The organism is Escherichia sp. WS3063 (assembly GCF_046486595.1).
Taxonomy (GTDB): Bacteria; Pseudomonadota; Gammaproteobacteria; order Enterobacterales; family Enterobacteriaceae; genus Escherichia; species Escherichia coli.
This window is the reverse complement of record NZ_JBJQKY010000006.1, coordinates 65141-80503: the sequence shown is the minus strand read 5'-3', so window position 1 is coordinate 80503 and position 15363 is coordinate 65141. Positions and strand designations below refer to the sequence as shown.

General features: G+C 51.1%; 14 protein-coding genes and 7 tRNA genes. 14 read left to right on the top strand and 7 right to left on the bottom strand.

All coding sequences use genetic code 11. The features are described from left to right. The first annotated feature begins 13 nt into the window (after positions 1-13). The 13 genes from tolA to pnuC all read left to right on the top strand — a co-directional run bounded on the left by tolA (position 14) and on the right by pnuC (position 6978). On the top strand, positions 14-1279 hold the full coding sequence (tolA, locus tag ACJHYW_RS07950) for a cell envelope integrity protein TolA (RefSeq protein WP_000030637.1): 1266 nt from the start codon (positions 14-16) through the stop codon (positions 1277-1279). Positions 1280-1411: 132 nt separating this feature from the next. Next, positions 1412-2704 (top strand): Tol-Pal system beta propeller repeat protein TolB, encoded by a 1293-nt coding sequence (tolB, locus tag ACJHYW_RS07945; protein WP_001295307.1) that lies wholly within the window; start codon positions 1412-1414, stop codon positions 2702-2704. Positions 2705-2738: 34 nt separating this feature from the next. Next, entirely contained in the window at positions 2739-3260 is a 522-nt protein-coding gene (pal, locus tag ACJHYW_RS07940; RefSeq protein ID WP_001295306.1) for a peptidoglycan-associated lipoprotein Pal, read from the top strand. 9 nt (positions 3261-3269) lie between these two features. After that, positions 3270-4061 carry a cell division protein CpoB gene (gene cpoB, locus ACJHYW_RS07935; protein WP_000097585.1) on the top strand — a complete coding sequence of 264 codons (792 nt, stop codon included), beginning with the start codon at positions 3270-3272 and terminating at the stop codon, positions 4059-4061. Between the two features lie 164 nt (positions 4062-4225). Further along, positions 4226-4301, top strand: a tRNA-Lys gene (locus tag ACJHYW_RS07930). 35 nt (positions 4302-4336) lie between these two features. After that, positions 4337-4412, top strand: a tRNA-Val gene (locus ACJHYW_RS07925). Between the two features lie 2 nt (positions 4413-4414). Continuing rightward, positions 4415-4490, top strand: a tRNA-Lys gene (locus ACJHYW_RS07920). Between the two features lie 51 nt (positions 4491-4541). After that, positions 4542-4617: transfer RNA gene (locus ACJHYW_RS07915), tRNA-Val, on the top strand. A 3-nt stretch (positions 4618-4620) separates the two neighbouring features. Then, positions 4621-4696: transfer RNA gene (locus ACJHYW_RS07910), tRNA-Lys, on the top strand. Positions 4697-4744: 48 nt separating this feature from the next. Next, positions 4745-4820 (top strand) — tRNA-Lys (locus ACJHYW_RS07905). Between the two features lie 33 nt (positions 4821-4853). Beyond that, a tRNA-Lys gene (locus ACJHYW_RS07900) sits at positions 4854-4929 on the top strand. A gap of 248 nt (positions 4930-5177) precedes the next feature. Then, a complete protein-coding gene (nadA, locus tag ACJHYW_RS07895) occupies positions 5178-6221 on the top strand; it encodes a quinolinate synthase NadA (protein ID WP_000115323.1) in 1044 nt (347 codons plus the stop codon). Between the two features lie 37 nt (positions 6222-6258). Further along, complete coding sequence (pnuC, locus tag ACJHYW_RS07890) at positions 6259-6978, top strand: nicotinamide riboside transporter PnuC (protein WP_000345402.1); 720 nt, start codon at positions 6259-6261, stop codon at positions 6976-6978. On the opposite strand, the gene zitB is transcribed toward pnuC, so the two are convergent. Beyond that, positions 6975-7916, bottom strand: a complete 942-nt coding sequence (gene zitB, locus ACJHYW_RS07885; protein WP_000951266.1) for a CDF family zinc transporter ZitB — start codon at positions 7914-7916, stop codon at positions 6975-6977. The genes pnuC and zitB overlap by 4 nt on opposite strands. A gap of 113 nt (positions 7917-8029) precedes the next feature. Then, on the bottom strand, positions 8030-8410 hold the full coding sequence (locus ACJHYW_RS07880; RefSeq protein WP_000784342.1) for a YbgS-like family protein: 381 nt from the start codon (positions 8408-8410) through the stop codon (positions 8030-8032). Between the two features lie 315 nt (positions 8411-8725). Between ACJHYW_RS07880 and aroG the strand changes: the two genes are divergently transcribed. Beyond that, a complete protein-coding gene (aroG, locus tag ACJHYW_RS07875) occupies positions 8726-9778 on the top strand; it encodes a 3-deoxy-7-phosphoheptulonate synthase AroG (RefSeq protein ID WP_001109194.1) in 1053 nt (350 codons plus the stop codon). A gap of 147 nt (positions 9779-9925) precedes the next feature. Here aroG and gpmA read toward each other — a convergent pair whose 3' ends face one another. From gpmA to galE, 5 genes are all read right to left on the bottom strand, one after another. Beyond that, positions 9926-10678, bottom strand: coding sequence for a 2,3-diphosphoglycerate-dependent phosphoglycerate mutase (gene gpmA / locus ACJHYW_RS07870; RefSeq protein ID WP_001295305.1), 753 nt, complete (start codon positions 10676-10678; stop codon positions 9926-9928). Positions 10679-10880: 202 nt separating this feature from the next. Then, positions 10881-11921: a galactose-1-epimerase gene (gene galM, locus ACJHYW_RS07865; RefSeq protein ID WP_061092809.1), complete on the bottom strand. Its 1041-nt coding sequence runs from the start codon at positions 11919-11921 to the stop codon at positions 10881-10883. Then, positions 11915-13063, bottom strand: coding sequence for a galactokinase (gene galK / locus ACJHYW_RS07860; protein WP_000053406.1), 1149 nt, complete (start codon positions 13061-13063; stop codon positions 11915-11917). The genes galM and galK overlap by 7 nt, the downstream gene beginning before the upstream one ends. A 3-nt stretch (positions 13064-13066) precedes the next feature. After that, complete coding sequence (galT, locus tag ACJHYW_RS07855; RefSeq protein WP_000191510.1) at positions 13067-14113, bottom strand: galactose-1-phosphate uridylyltransferase; 1047 nt, start codon at positions 14111-14113, stop codon at positions 13067-13069. A 9-nt stretch (positions 14114-14122) separates the two neighbouring features. Then, complete coding sequence (galE, locus tag ACJHYW_RS07850; RefSeq protein WP_001265443.1) at positions 14123-15139, bottom strand: UDP-glucose 4-epimerase GalE; 1017 nt, start codon at positions 15137-15139, stop codon at positions 14123-14125. Positions 15140-15363: the final 224 nt, after the last annotated feature.

The following is a 15363-nucleotide window of genomic DNA, read 5'->3' as shown; positions in this document are numbered from 1 at the left end:
TTGGAAACCGAGAGTGTCAAAGGCAACCGAACAAAACGACAAGCTCAAACGGGCGATAATTATTTCAGCAGTGCTGCATGTCATCTTATTTGCGGCGCTGATCTGGAGTTCGTTCGATGAGAATATAGAAGCTTCAGCCGGAGGCGGCGGTGGTTCGTCCATCGACGCTGTCATGGTTGATTCAGGTGCGGTAGTTGAGCAGTACAAACGCATGCAAAGCCAGGAATCAAGCGCGAAGCGTTCTGATGAGCAGCGCAAGATGAAGGAACAGCAGGCTGCTGAAGAACTGCGTGAGAAACAAGCGGCTGAACAGGAACGCCTGAAGCAACTTGAGAAAGAGCGGTTAGCGGCTCAGGAACAGAAAAAGCAGGCTGAAGAAGCCGCAAAACAGGCCGAGTTAAAGCAGAAGCAAGCGGAAGAAGCGGCAGCGAAAGCGGCGGCAGATGCTAAAGCGAAGGCTGAAGCGGATGCAAAAGCTGCGGAAGAAGCAGCGAAGAAAGCGGCTGCAGACGCGAAGAAAAAAGCAGAAGCAGAAGCCGCCAAAGCCGCAGCCGAAGCGCAGAAAAAAGCCGAGGCAGCCGCGGCGGCACTGAAGAAGAAAGCGGAAGCGGCAGAAGCAGCTGCAGCTGAAGCAAGAAAGAAAGCGGCAACTGAAGCTGCTGAAAAAGCCAAAGCAGAAGCTGAGAAGAAAGCGGCTGCTGAAAAGGCTGCAGCTGATAAGAAAGCGGCAGCAGAGAAAGCGGCAGCCGACAAAAAAGCAGCAGAAAAAGCGGCTGCTGAAAAGGCAGCAGCTGATAAGAAAGCAGCGGCAGAAAAAGCCGCCGCAGACAAAAAAGCGGCAGCGGCAAAAGCAGCAGCTGAAAAAGCCGCTGCAGCAAAAGCTGCCGCAGAGGCAGATGATATTTTCGGTGAGCTAAGCTCTGGTAAGAATGCACCGAAAACGGGGGGAGGGGCGAAAGGGAACAATGCTTCGCCAGCCGGGAGTGGTAATACTAAAAACAATGGCGCATCAGGGGCCGATATCAATAACTATGCCGGGCAGATTAAATCTGCTATCGAAAGTAAGTTCTATGACGCATCGTCCTATGCAGGCAAAACCTGTACGCTGCGCATAAAACTGGCACCCGATGGTATGTTACTGGATATCAAACCTGAAGGTGGCGATCCCGCACTTTGTCAGGCTGCGTTGGCAGCAGCTAAACTTGCGAAGATCCCGAAACCACCAAGCCAGGCAGTATATGAAGTGTTCAAAAACGCGCCATTGGACTTCAAACCGTAATCGCGATGTTGACTGTTCCGACGGTCAACATCAGGCACCGGTTGCCACGGGGTTCTGGTAGTTTTGTGTATTTTAGTTTGTTAACATTCTGCTAAATTATCGTGGGCCATCGGTCCAGATAAGGGAGATATGATGAAGCAGGCATTACGAGTAGCATTTGGTTTTCTCATACTGTGGGCATCAGTTCTGCATGCTGAAGTCCGCATTGTGATCGACAGCGGTGTAGATTCCGGTCGTCCTATTGGAGTTGTTCCTTTCCAGTGGGCGGGCCCTGGTGCGGCACCTGAAGATATTGGCGGCATCGTTGCTGCCGACTTGCGTAACAGCGGTAAATTTAATCCGTTAGATCGCGCTCGTCTGCCACAGCAGCCGGGTAGTGCGCAGGAAGTACAACCAGCTGCATGGTCCGCGCTGGGTATTGACGCTGTAGTTGTCGGTCAGGTCACTCCGAATCCGGATGGTTCTTACAATGTTGCTTATCAACTTGTTGACACTGGCGGCGCACCGGGTACTGTACTTGCTCAGAACTCGTACAAAGTGAACAAGCAGTGGCTGCGTTATGCTGGTCATACCGCCAGTGATGAAGTGTTTGAAAAACTGACCGGCATTAAAGGTGCGTTCCGTACCCGTATTGCCTACGTTGTTCAGACCAACGGCGGTCAGTTCCCGTATGAACTGCGCGTATCTGACTATGACGGTTACAACCAGTTTGTCGTTCACCGTTCACCGCAGCCGCTGATGTCTCCGGCGTGGTCACCAGACGGTTCTAAACTGGCTTATGTGACCTTCGAAAGCGGTCGTTCCGCGCTGGTTATTCAGACGCTGGCAAATGGCGCTGTACGTCAGGTGGCTTCATTCCCGCGTCACAACGGTGCACCTGCATTCTCGCCAGACGGCAGCAAACTGGCATTCGCCTTGTCGAAAACCGGTAGTCTGAACCTGTACGTAATGGATTTGGCTTCTGGTCAGATCCGCCAGGTGACTGATGGTCGCAGTAACAATACCGAACCGACCTGGTTCCCGGATAGCCAGAACCTGGCATTTACTTCTGACCAGGCCGGTCGTCCACAGGTTTATAAAGTGAATATCAACGGCGGTGCGCCACAACGTATTACCTGGGAAGGTTCGCAGAACCAGGATGCGGATGTCAGCAGCGACGGTAAATTTATGGTAATGGTTAGCTCCAACGGTGGACAGCAGCACATTGCCAAACAAGATCTGGCAACGGGAGGCGTACAAGTTCTGTCGTCCACGTTCCTGGATGAAACGCCAAGTCTGGCACCTAACGGCACTATGGTAATCTACAGCTCTTCTCAGGGGATGGGATCCGTGCTGAATTTGGTTTCTACAGATGGGCGTTTCAAAGCGCGTCTTCCGGCAACTGATGGACAGGTCAAATTCCCTGCCTGGTCGCCGTATCTGTGATAATAATTAATTGAATAGTAAAGGAATCATTGAAATGCAACTGAACAAAGTGCTGAAAGGGCTGATGATTGCTCTGCCTGTTATGGCAATTGCGGCATGTTCTTCCAACAAGAACGCCAGCAATGACGGCAGCGAAGGCATGCTGGGTGCCGGCACTGGTATGGATGCGAACGGCGGCAACGGCAACATGTCTTCCGAAGAGCAGGCTCGTCTGCAAATGCAACAGCTGCAGCAGAACAACATCGTTTACTTCGATCTGGACAAGTACGATATCCGTTCTGACTTCGCTCAAATGCTGGATGCACATGCAAACTTCCTGCGTAGCAACCCGTCTTACAAAGTCACCGTAGAAGGTCACGCGGACGAACGTGGTACTCCGGAATACAACATCTCCCTGGGTGAACGTCGTGCGAACGCCGTTAAGATGTACCTGCAGGGTAAAGGCGTTTCTGCAGACCAGATCTCCATCGTTTCTTACGGTAAAGAAAAACCTGCAGTACTGGGTCATGACGAAGCGGCATACTCCAAAAACCGTCGTGCGGTACTGGTTTACTAAGAGAATTGCATGAGCAGTAACTTCAGACATCAACTATTGAGTCTGTCGTTACTGGTTGGTATAGCGGCCCCCTGGGCCGCTTTTGCTCAGGCACCAATCAGTAGTGTCGGCTCAGGCTCGGTCGAAGACCGCGTCACTCAACTTGAGCGTATTTCTAATGCTCACAGCCAGCTTTTAACCCAACTCCAGCAACAACTCTCTGATAATCAATCCGATATTGATTCCCTGCGTGGTCAGATTCAGGAAAATCAGTATCAACTGAATCAGGTCGTGGAGCGGCAAAAGCAGATCCTGTTGCAGATCGATAGCCTCAGCAGCGGTGGTGCAACGGCGCAATCAACCAGCGGCGATCAAAGCGGTGCGGCGGCATCAACGACGCCGACAGCTGATGCTGGTACTGCGAATGCTGGCGCGCCGGTGAAAAGCGGTGATGCAAACACGGATTACAATGCAGCTATTGCGCTGGTGCAGGATAAATCCCGCCAGGATGACGCAATGGTGGCATTTCAGAATTTCATCAAGAATTACCCTGATTCAACTTACCTGCCAAACGCCAATTATTGGCTGGGTCAGTTAAACTACAACAAGGGTAAAAAAGATGATGCGGCGTATTATTTTGCTTCGGTAGTGAAAAACTATCCGAAGTCACCGAAGGCTGCAGATGCGATGTTTAAAGTCGGCGTCATCATGCAGGACAAAGGTGACACCGCAAAAGCGAAAGCCGTATACCAGCAGGTTATCAGTAAATACCCTGGTACTGATGGCGCTAAACAGGCGCAAAAACGTCTGAACGCGATGTAATGCATAACACACGACCAGAAGTCGCATTATTTCTGGTCGTGTCGTGCGAATCATAAGCAGTTGAGTGATCTACATCGAAATTTTTGTTGCGCTCAAGTCTGAAATCAGTAATATATGCCGCCGTTGCCACGGGATATCAAACAAACCGAAAGCAACGAAAAAGTGGGTCGTTAGCTCAGTTGGTAGAGCAGTTGACTTTTAATCAATTGGTCGCAGGTTCGAATCCTGCACGACCCACCACTAACGTAGTTAGTTGTAGTATCCAGCGTAGTATCGGGTGATTAGCTCAGCTGGGAGAGCACCTCCCTTACAAGGAGGGGGTCGGCGGTTCGATCCCGTCATCACCCACCACCGGGTCGTTAGCTCAGTTGGTAGAGCAGTTGACTTTTAATCAATTGGTCGCAGGTTCGAATCCTGCACGACCCACCACTAATGACGGTGGGTTCGGTGGAAGTAGTTTGTAGTATCCAGCGCAGTATCGGGTGATTAGCTCAGCTGGGAGAGCACCTCCCTTACAAGGAGGGGGTCGGCGGTTCGATCCCGTCATCACCCACCACTCGGGTCGTTAGCTCAGTTGGTAGAGCAGTTGACTTTTAATCAATTGGTCGCAGGTTCGAATCCTGCACGACCCACCAATTTTAAAGATTGGTTCCGAGTAGAAATCTTTCAGGTAACACCCGTATGGGTCGTTAGCTCAGTTGGTAGAGCAGTTGACTTTTAATCAATTGGTCGCAGGTTCGAATCCTGCACGACCCACCATCCTGAATGATTAAAGCAGCATAATCCCGCAAGGGGTCGTTAGCTCAGTTGGTAGAGCAGTTGACTTTTAATCAATTGGTCGCAGGTTCGAATCCTGCACGACCCACCAATGTAAAAAAGCGCCCTAAAGGCGCTTTTTTGCTATTCAGGTATCCTCAATTTCACTTTGTAAACCTGATGACATCGTCAGAGCTTACTGTGCAAGCAACTCTACGTCGGTGGAATCAGGCGTAATTCGAGTGACTTTTCCCCACCATTCGACTATCTTGTTTAGCATATAAAACAAATTTCACCGATAACAGCGAATATTACGCTCATGTCGGTTTTAACGTTAAGCCTGTAAAACGAGATGGTAAGATGAGCGTGATGTTTGATCCTGAAGCGGCGATTTATCCTTTCCCCCCGAAGCCGACGCCGTTAAGTATTGATGAAAAAGCGTATTACCGTGAGAAGATAAAACGTCTGCTAAAAGAACGTAATGCGGTGATGGTTGCCCACTACTACACCGATCCCGAAATTCAACAACTGGCAGAAGAAACCGGTGGCTGTATTTCTGATTCTCTGGAAATGGCGCGCTTCGGTGCAAAGCATCCCGCTTCTACGTTGTTAGTCGCGGGGGTGAGATTTATGGGAGAAACCGCCAAAATTCTCAGTCCGGAAAAAACAATTCTGATGCCGACACTTCAGGCTGAATGTTCACTGGATCTCGGCTGCCCTGTTGAAGAATTTAACGCATTTTGCGATGCCCATCCCGATCATACTGTCGTCGTCTACGCCAACACTTCTGCTGCGGTAAAAGCGCGGGCAGATTGGGTGGTAACTTCAAGCATTGCCGTCGAACTTATTGATCATCTGGATAGTTTGGGTGAAAAAATCATCTGGGCACCCGACAAACATCTGGGGCGTTACGTGCAAAAACAGACGGGCGCAGACATTTTATGCTGGCAGGGTGCCTGCATTGTGCATGATGAATTTAAGACTCAGGCGTTAACCCGCTTGCAAGAAGAATACCCGGATGCTGCCATACTGGTGCATCCAGAATCACCACAAGCTATTGTCGATATGGCGGATGCGGTCGGTTCCACCAGTCAACTGATCGCTGCTGCGAAAACATTGCCACATCAGCGGCTTATCGTGGCAACCGATCGGGGCATTTTCTACAAAATGCAGCAGGCGGTGCCAGATAAAGAGTTACTGGAAGCACCAACCGCGGGTGAGGGCGCAACCTGCCGCAGTTGCGCGCATTGTCCGTGGATGGCCATGAATGGCCTTCGGGCTATCGCAGAGGCATTAGAACAGGAAGGAAGCAATCACGAGGTTCATGTTGATGAAAGGCTGCGAGAGAGGGCGCTGGTGCCGCTCAATCGTATGCTGGAATTTGCGGCTACACTACGTGGATAACGAATAATAAGGCGTAACGTTACGCTTTGGGGGAAAGATGGATTTTTTTAGTGTGCAGAATATCCTGGTACATATACCAATAGGGGCAGGCGGTTATGATCTCTCATGGATCGAAGCGGTAGGCACAATCGCCGGGTTGCTGTGTATTGGCCTTGCCAGTCTGGAGAAGATCAGCAACTACTTTTTTGGCCTGATCAACGTCACCTTGTTTGGCATTATTTTCTTTCAGATTCAGCTGTATGCCAGCCTGCTATTACAGGTGTTTTTCTTTGCCGCGAATATTTACGGTTGGTATGCGTGGTCGCGACAAACCAGTCAGAACGAGGCGGAGTTGAAAATTCGCTGGTTGCCATTGCCGAAGGCGCTAAGCTGGTTGGCGGTTTGCGTTGTTTCGATTGGTCTGATGACGGTATTTATCAATCCGGTGTTTGCATTTTTGACCCGCGTGGCAGTCATCATCATGCAAGCATTAGGATTACAGGTTGCGATGCCTGAACTGCAACCGGACGCTTTCCCGTTCTGGGATTCCTGCATGATGGTGTTATCTATCGTGGCAATGATTCTGATGACGCGTAAATATGTGGAAAACTGGCTGTTGTGGGTGATTATTAACGTGATTAGCGTCGTTATTTTTGCACTTCAGGGCGTTTACGCCATGTCTCTGGAGTACATCATCCTGACCTTTATTGCGCTCAACGGCAGCCGGATGTGGATCAACAGCGCACGCGAAAGAGGCTCACGCGCGCTGTCCCATTAATGGTGATGATGTGAATGGCCAGACACCCCTTCATTCAGGTGGCAGTCTGGCCCATGACAAGGTTGATATTCCATCTGAATGGTGGCGTGCTCAATCTGATAGTGATCCATCAGGTAGTGTTGGATCTGATCCAACAAGGCATCGTGATCGTGTGGCGGGATCACCTGCACATGCAGCGTCATCACCGGTTTCTCGCCTACCATCCATACATGTACATGGTGCACATTGCGGACTTCCGGGATTTCCCGGCACATACGACGCTTCAGTTCAGCGATATCCAGCGATACCGGTGCACCTTCAAGTAATTCATTCACGCTATCTTTCAACAGTCGCCAAGCGCTACGCAGAACCAGAAGCGACACCAGTATTGAGAGAATGGGGTCAGCAGGTGTCCAGCCGGTCCAGATAATAATCAACGCGGCAATAATAGCCCCAACCGAACCCAGCAGGTCCCCGAGCACATGCAGTGCCGCTGCTCGCACGTTGAGGTTTTTCTCTTCGCTGCCGTGATGAAGTAACCAGAAAGAAAGTATATTTGCCAGCAATCCAGCCACGGCAATTGCCATCATCATGCCGCCCTCGACCGGACGCGGCGCGCGGAAGCGTTCTATCGCCTCCCAGACAATCAAAATGGTAATTACCACCAGGGCGATGGCATTCACAAACGCCGCGAGCGTGGTCAATCTTAGCCAACCGAAAGTGTGGCGAATGGTGGGAGGACGACGTGAAAATTGCACGGCGAGTAGGGCGAAAAGCAGGGCGGCAGTATCGGTCAACATATGACCTGCATCGGCCAGCAATGCCAGAGAACCGGAAAGAAAACCACCAATGACTTCTACGAGCATAAACCCGGCAGTCACGCCGAAAGCATACAACAAGCGACGAGCATTATTATCTTCTGGCAGGTGTGAGGAAGTGTGTGAGTGTGAGTGCGCCATGACGAGTCATCCCTTAATTATTCTCACTTAACTTTATGACATCATACTGCTTTTAGAAGGGAAAAATTAAAAGGGAGAGACTCCGCTCTCCCATTATTGGCTATTTCGCAGGGTTACTGCGTGGTACCGTCGGTTTTGGTATCGACATCATTGTTGATGCCATCACCGGTTTGGACTTTTTTATTGATATCCGGGCAGCGACCATCTTTGCACATGGTGTTCTTGTGCTCTTCATCTTTGGTCATGCCGTCATTGTTCATTGAAGAACCATCCGGATGCAGCATTGTGCCGCCAGAACCGGTATTTACCCCGTTATTGTCGACGTTATTTGGCGCGACATTTTCACGGGCATCAGGGGCTACCTGGCCCGCATCAGCTGCGGCGTTTGCCTGGCCGTTATTGCTTTGCGCTCCGCTATCGGCAGCCAGTGCGGCACCGCTGGCAAGGCTTAGAGTGGCAGTCAAAAATAGTGTGGCCAGTTTTGTCATTTTCATAGGATGCTCCTGTTATGGTCGTTATGTCGGATAACCTCTTCCAACAGTGCATTTGCAGGTGAATATAAGGCAATGGTTTAAGATTTCAGCCAGGCAAAGATACCCAGCAGAGAATCTTGAAATAATTAACAAACAAAGGAGTTACAGTTAGAAATTGTAGGAGAGATCTCGTTTTTCGCGACAATCTGGCGTTTTTCTTGCTAATTCCAGGATTAATCCGTTCATAGTGTAAAACCCCGTTTACACATTCTGACGGAAGATATAGATTGGAAGTATTGCATTCACTAAGATAAGTATGGCAACACTGGAACAGACATGAATTATCAGAACGACGATTTACGCATCAAAGAAATCAAAGAGTTACTTCCTCCTGTCGCATTGCTGGAAAAATTCCCCGCTACTGAAAATGCCGCGAATACGGTTGCCCATGCCCGAAAAGCGATCCATAAGATCCTAAAAGGTAATGATGATCGCCTGTTGGTGGTGATTGGCCCATGCTCAATTCATGATCCTGTCGCAGCAAAAGAGTATGCCACTCGCTTGCTGGCGCTGCGTGAAGAGCTGAAAGATGAGCTGGAAATCGTAATGCGCGTCTATTTTGAAAAGCCGCGTACTACGGTGGGCTGGAAAGGGCTGATTAACGATCCGCATATGGATAACAGCTTCCAGATCAACGACGGTCTGCGTATTGCCCGCAAATTGCTGCTCGATATTAACGACAGCGGTCTGCCAGCGGCGGGTGAATTCCTGGATATGATCACTCCACAATATCTCGCTGACCTGATGAGCTGGGGCGCAATTGGCGCACGTACTACGGAATCGCAGGTGCACCGCGAACTGGCGTCTGGTCTTTCTTGTCCGGTAGGCTTCAAAAATGGCACTGATGGTACGATTAAAGTGGCTATCGATGCTATTAATGCCGCCGGTGCGCCGCACTGCTTCCTGTCCGTAACGAAATGGGGGCATTCGGCGATTGTGAATACCAGCGGTAACGGCGATTGCCATATCATTCTGCGCGGCGGTAAAGAGCCTAACTACAGCGCGAAGCACGTTGCTGAAGTGAAAGAAGGGCTGAACAAAGCAGGTCTGCCAGCGCAGGTGATGATCGATTTCAGCCACGCCAACTCGTCCAAACAATTCAAAAAGCAGATGGATGTTTGTGCTGACGTTTGCCAGCAGATTGCCGGTGGCGAAAAGGCTATTATTGGCGTGATGGTGGAAAGCCATTTGGTGGAAGGCAATCAGAGCCTCGAGAGTGGGGAACCGCTGGCCTATGGCAAGAGCATCACCGATGCCTGCATTGGCTGGGATGATACCGATGCTCTGTTACGTCAACTGGCGAATGCAGTAAAAGCGCGTCGCGGGTAATTTATAGTCGAATCGCCATGACTGTACGTTTGCAGCCCTGATAAGACGCGCAGCGTCGCATCAGGCAATGTGCTCCATTGTTAGCAACGACAAACAAAAAAGCCGACTCACTTGCAGTCGGCTTTCTCATTTTTAAGCGAATGACGTTTATTTCGCTTTACCCTGGTTAGCAACAGCAGCTGCTTTTGCTGCGATCTCGTCAGCATTACCCAGATAATAGCGTTTCAGCGGTTTGAAGTTCTCGTCAAATTCGTAAACCAACGGCACGCCGGTCGGGATATTCAGCTCAAGAATCTCTTCTTCGCTCATGTTATCGAGATATTTCACCAGCGCACGCAGAGAGTTACCGTGTGCAGCGATGATTACGCGCTCACCGCTCTTCATACGTGGCAGAATAGTTTCATTCCAGTAAGGGATCACGCGGTCAATGGTCAGCGCCAGGCTTTCCGTCAGCGGCAGCTCTTTCTCGCTCAGTTTCGCGTAACGCGGATCGTGACCCGGATAACGCTCATCATCTTTAGTCAGTTCCGGCGGAGTCACCGCAAAACCACGACGCCACTGTTTAACCTGCTCGTCGCCATACTTTTCTGCAGTTTCCGCTTTGTTCAGACCCTGCAACGCACCGTAGTGACGTTCGTTCAGTTTCCAGGATTTCTCAACGGGCAGCCATGCCTGATCCAGTTCGTCCAGCACATTCCACAGGGTATGAATAGCGCGTTTCAGCACAGAGGTGTAAGCAAAGTCAAAGCTGTAACCTTCCTCTTTCAGCAGCTTACCTGCTGCTTTTGCTTCGCTTACGCCTTTCTCAGACAGATCCACGTCGTACCAACCGGTGAAACGGTTTTCTTTGTTCCACTGACTTTCGCCATGACGAACCAGAACCAGCTTAGTTACAGCCATATACTTACTCCTCAAATCATCTTTTAATGATAATAATTCTCATTATATTGCCGTGACGAAGCAACAGCAATGCTTACGCATAACCATAGCGAAAATAGTGTCGCAGTGTAAGGTTGTTGTGAATATTGAGTTGCAAATATGTCGGTGTTTGCTGGTGATTTGAACAATATGAGGATAAAGCCCTCATGACGAGGGCTTAACATTACTGAGCAATAAACTGATATTCCGTCAGGCTGGAATACTCTTCGCCAGGACGCAGGAAGCAGTCCGGTTGCGGCCATTCAGGGTGGTTCGGGCTGTCCGGCAGAAACTCGCTTTCCAGAGCCAGCCCTTGCCAGTCGGCGTAAGGTTCGGTTCCCCGCGACGGTGTGCCGCCGAGGAAGTTGCCGGAGTAGAATTGCAGAGCCGGAGCGGTGGTGTAGACCTTCAGCTGCAATTTTTCATCTGCTGACCAGACATGCGCCGCCACTTTCTTGCCATTGCCTTTGGCCTGTAACAAGAACGCGTGATCGTAACCTTTCACTTTGCGCTGATCGTCGTCGGCAAGAAACTCACTGGCGATGATTTTGGCGCTGCGGAAATCAAAAGAGGTTCCGGCGACAGATTTCAGACCGTCGTGCGGAATGCCGCCTTCATCAACCGGCAGATATTCGTCCGCCAGAATCTGCAACTTATGATTGCGCGCGTCAGACTGCTCGCCGTCAAGATTGAAATAGACGTGATTAGTCATATTCACCGGGCAAGGTTTATCAACTGTGGCGCGATAAGTAATGGAGATACGGTTATCGTCGGTCAGACGATATTGCACCGTCGCGCCGAGATTACCCGGGAAGCCCTGATCGCCATCATCTGAACTCAGGGCAAATAGCACCTGACGATCATTCTGGTTCACAATCTGCCAGCGACGTTTGTCGAACCCTTCCGGGCCGCCGTGCAGCTGGTTAACGCCCTGACTTGGCGAAAGCGTCACGGTTTCACCGTCAAAGGTATAACGGCTATTGGCGATGCGGTTGGCATAACGACCAATAGAGGCCCCCAGAAATGCGGCCTGATCCTGATAGCATTCCGGGCTGGCGCAGCCAAGCAGCGCCTCGCGGACGCTGCCATCGGAAAGCGGAATACGGGCGGAAAGTAAAGTCGCACCCCAGTCCATCAGCGTGACTACCATCCCTGCGTTGTTACGCAAAGTTAACAGTCGGTACGGCTGACCATCGGGTGCCAGTGCGGGAGTTTCGTTCAGCACTGTCCTGCTCCTTGTGATGGTTTACAAACGTAAAAAGTCTCTTTAATACCTGTTTTTGCTTCATATTGTTCAGCGACAGCTTGCTGTACTGCAGGCACCAGCTCTTCCGGGATCAGCGCGACGATGCAGCCGCCAAATCCGCCGCCGGTCATGCGTACGCCACCTTTGTCGCCAATCACAGCTTTGACGATTTCTACCAGAGTGTCAATTTGCGGCACGGTGATTTCGAAATCATCGCGCATAGAGGCATGAGACTCCGCCATCAACTCGCCCATACGTTTCAGGTCGCCTTGCTCCAGCGCGCTGGCAGCTTCAACGGTGCGGGCGTTTTCAGTCAGGATATGACGCACGCGTTTCGCCACGATTGGGTCCAGTTCATGCGCAACAGCGTTGAACTCTTCAATGGTGACATCGCGCAGCGCTGGCTGCTGGAAGAAACGCGCACCGGTTTCGCACTGTTCACGACGGGTGTTGTATTCGCTGCCAACCAGGGTACGTTTGAAGTTACTGTTGATGATGACGACAGCCACGCCTTTCGGCATGGAAACAGCTTTGGTCCCCAGTGAGCGGCAATCGATCAGCAAGGCATGATCTTTCTTGCCGAGCGCGGAAATCAGTTGATCCATGATTCCACAGTTACAGCCTACAAACTGGTTTTCTGCTTCCTGACCATTAAGCGCGATTTGTGCGCCGTCCAGCGGCAGATGATAAAGCTGCTGCAATACGGTTCCGACCGCGACTTCCAGTGAAGCGGAAGAACTTAACCCGGCTCCCTGCGGCACATTGCCGCTGATCACCATGTCCACACCGCCGAAGCTGTTGTTACGCAGTTGCAGATGTTTCACCACGCCACGAACGTAGTTCGCCCATTGATAGTTTTCATGCGCGATAATGGGCGCATCAAGGGAAAACTCGTCGAGCTGATTTTCATAATCGGCTGCCATCACGCGAACTTTACGGTCATCGCGTGGTGCACAACTGATCACGGTTTGATAATCAATCGCGCAGGGCAGAACGAAACCGTCGTTGTAGTCGGTGTGTTCACCAATCAAATTCACGCGGCCAGGCGCCTGAATGGTGTGAGTGGCAGGGTAGCCAAATGCGTTGGCAAACAGAGATTGTGTTTTTTCTTTCAGACTCATTTCTTACACTCCGGATTCGCGAAAATGGATATCGCTGACTGCGCGCAAACGCTCTGCTGCCTGTTCTGCGGTCAGGTCTCGCTGGGTTTCTGCCAGCATTTCATAACCAACCATAAATTTACGTACGGTGGCGGAGCGCAACAGAGGCGGATAAAAGTGCGCGTGCAGCTGCCAGTGTTGATTCTCTTCGCCATTAAATGGCGCGCCGTGCCAGCCCATAGAGTAGGGGAAGGAGCACTGGAAGAGGTTGTCATAACGACTGGTCAGCTTTTTCAACGTCAGTGCCAAATCGCTGCGCTGGGCGTCGGTCAAATCGGTGATCCGCAAAACGTGGGCTTTGGGCAGCAGTAGCGTTTCGAACGGCCAGGCAGCCCAGTAAGGTACAACGGCTAACCAGTGTTCGGTTTCGACAACGGTACGGCTACCGTCTGCCAGCTCGCGCTGAACATAATCCACCAGCATTGGTGATTTCTGTTCGGCAAAATATTCTTTTTGCAGGCGGTCTTCGCGCTCAGCTTCGTTAGGCAGGAAGCTATTTGCCCAAATCTGTCCGTGCGGATGCGGGTTAGAGCAGCCCATCGCCGCGCCTTTGTTTTCAAAGACCTGTACCCACGGGTACGTTTTTCCCAGCTCTGCGGTTTGCTCCTGCCAGGTTTTGACGATTTCCGTCAATGCCGCAACGCTCAGTTCTGGCAACGTTTTACTGTGATCCGGTGAAAAGCAGATCACCCGGCTGGTACCGCGCGCGCTCTGGCAACGCATTAGCGGATCGTTGCTTTCTGGCGCATCTGGCGTGTCAGACATCAAGGCCGCAAAGTCATTAGTGAAAACGTAAGTCCCGGTGTAATCGGGGTTTTTATCGCCAGTCACCCGCACATTACCTGCGCAGAGGAAGCAATCTGGATCGTGCGCAGGTAACACCTGTTTGGCTGGCGTTTCCTGCGCCCCCTGCCAGGGGCGCTTAGCGCGGTGCGGTGAAACCAGAATCCATTGCCCGGTGAGCGGGTTGTAGCGGCGATGTGGATGATCAACGGGATTAAATTGCGTCATGGTCGTTCCTTAATCGGGATATCCCTGTGGATGGCGTGACTGCCAGTGCCAGGTGTCCTGCGCCATTTCATCGAGTGTGCGCGTTACGCGCCAGTTCAGTTCACGGTCGGCTTTGCTGGCGTCAGCCCAGTAGGCCGGAAGGTCGCCCTCGCGACGCGGTGCAAAATGATAATTAACCGGTTTGCCGCAGGCTTTGCTGAAGGCATTAACCACGTCCAGCACGCTGCTGCCCACGCCAGCGCCGAGGTTGTAGATGTGTACGCCTGGCTTGTTCGCCAGTTTTTCCATCGCTACGACGTGACCGTCCGCCAGATCCATTACGTGGATGTAATCGCGCACGCCAGTACCGTCTTCGGTCGGATAATCGTTACCAAAAATCGCCAGCGAGTCGCGACGGCCTACAGCAACCTGGGCGATGTATGGCATCAGGTTATTCGGAATGCCTTGCGGATCTTCGCCCATATCGCCCGACGGATGCGCGCCAACTGGGTTGAAGTAGCGCAGCAGGGCAATGCTCCAGTCCGGCTGGGCTTTTTGCAGATCGGTGAGGATCTGTTCCACCATCAGCTTGCTTTTGCCGTAAGGGCTTTGCGGTGTGCCGGTCGGGAAGCTTTCAACATATGGAATTTTGGGCTGATCGCCATAAACGGTGGCGGAGGAGCTAAAGATAAAGTTTTTGACGTTAGCGGCGCGCATGGCGCTAATCAGGCGCAGAGTACCGTTGACATTGTTGTCGTAATATTCAAGCGGTTTTTGTACCGATTCGCCAACGGCTTTCAGCCCGGCGAAGTGGATCACGGTGTCGATAGCGTGATCGTGCAGGATCTCGGTCATCAACGCTTCGTTACGGATATCGCCTTCAACAAACGTTGGATGTTTGCCGCCTAAACGCTCGATAACAGGCAGTACGCTGCGCTTACTGTTACAGAGGTTATCAAGAATGATGACATCATGACCGTTTTGCAGTAATTGCACACAGGTATGACTTCCAATGTAACCGCTACCACCGGTAACCAGAACTCTCATAATTCGCTCCATTAGGCTTATGGTATGAAATAACCATAGCATAACAAAGATGCGAAAAGTGTGACATGGAATAAATTAGTGGAATCGTTTACACAAGAATTTAGCCGTTTTTTATGCGCGATTAAGTGATTATAAAACAGAGGGTTTATGAATGATTGCGCTTTTTATCTGAAAAAAAGACGCGGTTTCATGCCTGCATGCGTCGAACTGTAGGCCGGAGAGGG